This is a genomic window from Micrococcus sp. KRD077 (assembly GCF_017168505.1).
In the GTDB taxonomy this organism is placed as follows: Bacteria; Actinomycetota; Actinomycetes; order Actinomycetales; family Micrococcaceae; genus Micrococcus; species Micrococcus luteus.
On record NZ_JABFAZ010000071.1, the window covers coordinates 1 to 3,667 of the forward strand.

A 3,667-nucleotide genomic window follows, 5' to 3' on the forward strand; every position below is an offset into this window, starting at 1 on the left:
CCCCCACTCCCGCCGCCGACGGCGCCCACGACCGTTCCCCCCGCGCCCCGCGTCCGACGCGCCCGGACCCGTCCATCCCACCGACCGCGCCGACGGGCCCCGGCGCGCTGCTGGGCGGCCGCCGCGTGCGTCTGCTGCCGGCCATCCTCGCGCTGGCCCTGGGCAGCTTCGCGATCGGCACCACGGAGTTCGCGATGATGGGCCTGCTGCCGCAGGCGGTGGCCGACCTCGGCATCGGTCTCGAGGCCGGCGGCGTGCTCATCTCCATGTACGCGCTGGGCGTCGTGATCGGCGCTCCCCTGCTGGCCGCGTCCTTCGCCCGCGTCGACCGGCGGGTCACGAGCATCGTGCTGATGCTGCTGTTCGTCGTGGGGCACGTGGCCGCGTTCCTCGCCCCGGACGCGGCCACCATGATGGCCGCCCGCTTCATCTGCGGCCTGCCCCACGGGGCCTACTTCTCGGCGGCCGCCCTGGCCGCCGCGGACCTGGCCGGGCCCGCCCGCCGTGGCCAGGCCGTCGCATGGGTGATGGCGGGCCTGTCGGTGGCCAACGTGCTCGGCGTCCCGGCCGCCACCGCCCTGGGCCAGAGCGCGGGCTGGCGCTGGATGTTCGTCATCGTGGCGACGTGCGCGGCCCTGTGCGTGGCCGCCACCGCATGGCTCGTGCCGCCGGTCCCGGCGCCCGAGGGGGCGTCCGTGCGCCGCGAGCTGCGCGGCCTGGCGTCCGGGCGCCTGTGGGCCACGGTGGCCGTCGGCGTCCTCGGCTTCGCCGGCATGTTCGCCCTCTACACCTACATCGCCCCCCTGCTGACCACGGTGTCCGGCCTCGATGAGCGGTGGGTGCCCGCCGTCCTGGCCCTCTACGGGGTGGGCATGGTCGTCGGCACGCTCGTCGGCGGCGCCCTCACGGACCGCGACCCGGTGCGCACGCTGCGTCTGAGCTTCGCACTCAGCGCCGTCTTCCTTCTGGGCGTCGGCCTGACCGCGCAGTGGGCGCCCGTGATGGTGGTCTTCCTCTTCCTGGTGGCCGTCAGCGGCTCCGGGATCGCCCCGTCCCTGCAGGTGCTGCTGGTGGACTCCGCCCCCACCGCGCCGCAGTTGGCGGGCTCCCTGAACCACTCCGCACTGAACATGGCCAACGCCATGGGGGCCTGGGTCGGCGCGGCCGCGATCGGCGCCGGAGCCTCCCTGAGGACCCCGCCGCTCATCGGTGCCGCCATTGCCCTCGGCGGCCTCGTCCTCGCGCTCCTGCTGGTCCGACGCACCCCCGCCGTCGGCGCCGTCCCGCACGACGGCCCCTCCGCCGCCACCGTGTGAATCGCGTGCGGCGCGCTCGGTCCACGGGCGGCTGACCTCGCGATCGAGGGGTAGCGGGCCGTCAGAGGTGGCACAGGTGGAATCGGCTTTGCTAAGTTCCTTTCCGTACGTCATCATCCGCAACTCGAAAGGAACATCAGCATGTTCACCATCATCGCTTGGATCATTATCGGCCTCATCGCCGGTGCCATCGCTCGCCTGATTCTTCCGGGGCGACAGGGCTCCGGCTGGCTGGGTGCCCTCATCACGGGCCTCCTGGGTGCCGTTCTCGGTGGCTGGATCTCCACCCTGCTCGGCGGGGAAGGGCTCGGCGACGCGTTCAGCTGGCAGACGCTCATCTGGTCTGTGATCGGCGGCGTCATCGTGGCCTTCATCTGGCAGGCCATCACCAGCCGCCGCGGCACCCGCGTCTGAGCTGACATCGGCTGACCCGGCACCCGCCGGGTCGACCCCAGAAGGGGCGGGGATCCTCACGGATCCCCGCCCCTTCTGGCGTGTGCGTTCAGTCCCGCGTGGTCGGCGAGGCCATCGCCGAGGCGTAGAGGCACACCGTGGCCGCCGTGCCCACGTTCAGGGACTCCGCGGCGCCGTAGAGGGGCACGGCCACCCGGCGCTCCGCCAGGGCCAGCTCCGCCTCGTCCAGGCCCTGGGCCTCATTGCCGAACAGCCAGGCGGTGCGCGCCCCCAGCGACGCCGGGGACAGGGCGTCCAGTCGATCGGACCCGTGGCCGTCGGCGGCCCACACCTGTAGACCCGCCGCCCGGGCAGTCACCGCCACGTCCTCCGCCTGCACCCCCGCGAGCACGGGCAGGTGGAACAGGGACCCGGCGGTGGAGCGGACCACCTTCGGATTGAACGGGTCCACCGATCCGGCGGTGAGCACCACCGCGTCCGCGCCCGCGGCGTCCGCCGCGCGCAGCACCGTCCCCGCGTTGCCCGGGTCCTGCACGCGGCACAGCACGGCCGCCAGCGCCGCACCGTCGAACGCGTCCTCCAGGGCGGGCTGATCCGGGACGCGGGCCACGGCCACGACGCCCTGGCCCGTCACCGCGTCCGCCATGGCCGTCAGGACCTCGTCCGAGGCCTCCCGCACGAACACCCGCTCGCCGCCGTCGGGCCCGTCGGCGGCCACCCGCTCCACGAGGGCCGCCAGCTCCGAGTCCCGGTCGGCGAGCCCGGCGGAGACGTAGACCTGGGTGAGGACGCGACCGGCCGGCCACTGCCGCGCCGCGCCCGCCGGCCCCTCCCCCAGGTGCGCGCGCAGCGCCTCGCGGCACGCCTGCGGGCCCTCCACCAGGAACGTGCCGGTCCGGCGTCGCGCGGGCCGGCCGGCCAGGGCGGCGACGGCGCGGACGCGCTCGGCGCGGGGGTGGGTCAGCGGCTCGGCGGGCGGGGTCATGGGCTCTCCTGGTCGGGTTCGGCGGGGCGCGGGTGCGCAGACGCCGACGGGGCGGGCCTCCTCATCGGAGGGCCCGCCCCGTCGGCGGCGGTGTCCACGTCTGACACGTGGCGGGGACCCGGGGGTCCCGGAGCCGGCTCAGCGGGAGGCAGCGGGGGCGTTCACGTCCGCGGGCAGCGCCTCGCGGGCGGTCCTCACCAGCACGGCGAAGGTCGCGGCGTCGGAGACGGCGATCTCGGCCAGCATGCGGCGGTCCACCTCGACGCCGGCCAGCTTGAGGCCCTGCATGAAGCGGTTGTAGGTCATGCCGTTGGCGCGGGCGGCCGCGTTGATGCGAGTGATCCACAGGCGACGGAAGTCACCCTTGCGCTTGTGGCGGTGCTGGTAGTTGTAGGTGAACGAGTGGAGCATCTGCTCCTTCGCCTTGCGGTACAGGCGAGACCGCTGGCCGCGGTAGCCGGAGGCGCGCTCCAGCATGGTCCGACGCTTCTTGTGGGCGTTCACTGCCCGCTTCACACGTGCCACGTGCGTACTCCAATCTGTGTGGTCCCCGGGGCGCGCACTGGCGCGTCACGGCCGAGGAGGAAGGGGTTCCGGCGATGCCGGAGGGGGTGTCAGATGCCGAGCATCCGCTTGATCTGCTTGATGCTGCCCTTGGAGACGAGCTGGTCGCCCTTGAGACGGCGGGTCAGGCGCGAGGACTTGTGCTCCAGGTAGTGGCGGCGGTTCGCCTGCTGGCGCATGATCTTGCCGGAGCCGGTCACGCGGAAGCGCTTCTTGGCACCGCTGTGGGTCTTCATCTTCGGCATGGCTGCCGTTCTCCTTCACTCATCGCTGCCGTGCGCGGCGCGCACGGCAGTGCTGGTCACCCCGGTCCGTCCGGACCGGGCTGGTCTGTGGCGACCCCGGGGGGTCAGGCCCGAGGACCGGGCTTGGGGGCACCGCCGCGGGG

At 74.0% G+C, this 3,667-nt stretch carries 5 protein-coding genes; 2 read left to right on the top strand and 3 right to left on the bottom strand.

What is annotated here, in order from left to right; translation table 11 throughout:
• On the top strand, nt 1-1,316 hold a 1,316-nt coding region (locus J1M39_RS11425; protein ID WP_228070758.1), incomplete at its 5' end, for an MFS transporter.
• A 141-nt stretch (nt 1,317-1,457) separates the two neighbouring features.
• The gene (locus tag J1M39_RS11430; protein ID WP_036315639.1) at nt 1,458-1,730 is read left to right on the top strand and encodes a GlsB/YeaQ/YmgE family stress response membrane protein; all 273 of its coding nucleotides are present in this window, start codon (nt 1,458-1,460) and stop codon (nt 1,728-1,730) included.
• Between the two features lie 88 nt (nt 1,731-1,818).
• Here J1M39_RS11430 and J1M39_RS11435 read toward each other — a convergent pair whose 3' ends face one another.
• From J1M39_RS11435 to rpmI, 3 genes are all read right to left on the bottom strand, one after another.
• Nucleotides 1,819-2,715, bottom strand: a complete 897-nt coding sequence (locus J1M39_RS11435; RefSeq protein ID WP_036315636.1) for a TrmH family RNA methyltransferase — start codon at nt 2,713-2,715, stop codon at nt 1,819-1,821.
• A gap of 138 nt (nt 2,716-2,853) precedes the next feature.
• Nucleotides 2,854-3,240 carry a 50S ribosomal protein L20 gene (gene rplT / locus J1M39_RS11440; RefSeq protein WP_073117115.1) on the bottom strand — a complete coding sequence of 129 codons (387 nt, stop codon included), beginning with the start codon at nt 3,238-3,240 and terminating at the stop codon, nt 2,854-2,856.
• Nucleotides 3,241-3,329: 89 nt separating this feature from the next.
• Complete coding sequence (rpmI, locus tag J1M39_RS11445; protein ID WP_002853699.1) at nt 3,330-3,524, bottom strand: 50S ribosomal protein L35; 195 nt, start codon at nt 3,522-3,524, stop codon at nt 3,330-3,332.
• Between the last annotated feature and the right edge of the window lie 143 nt (nt 3,525-3,667).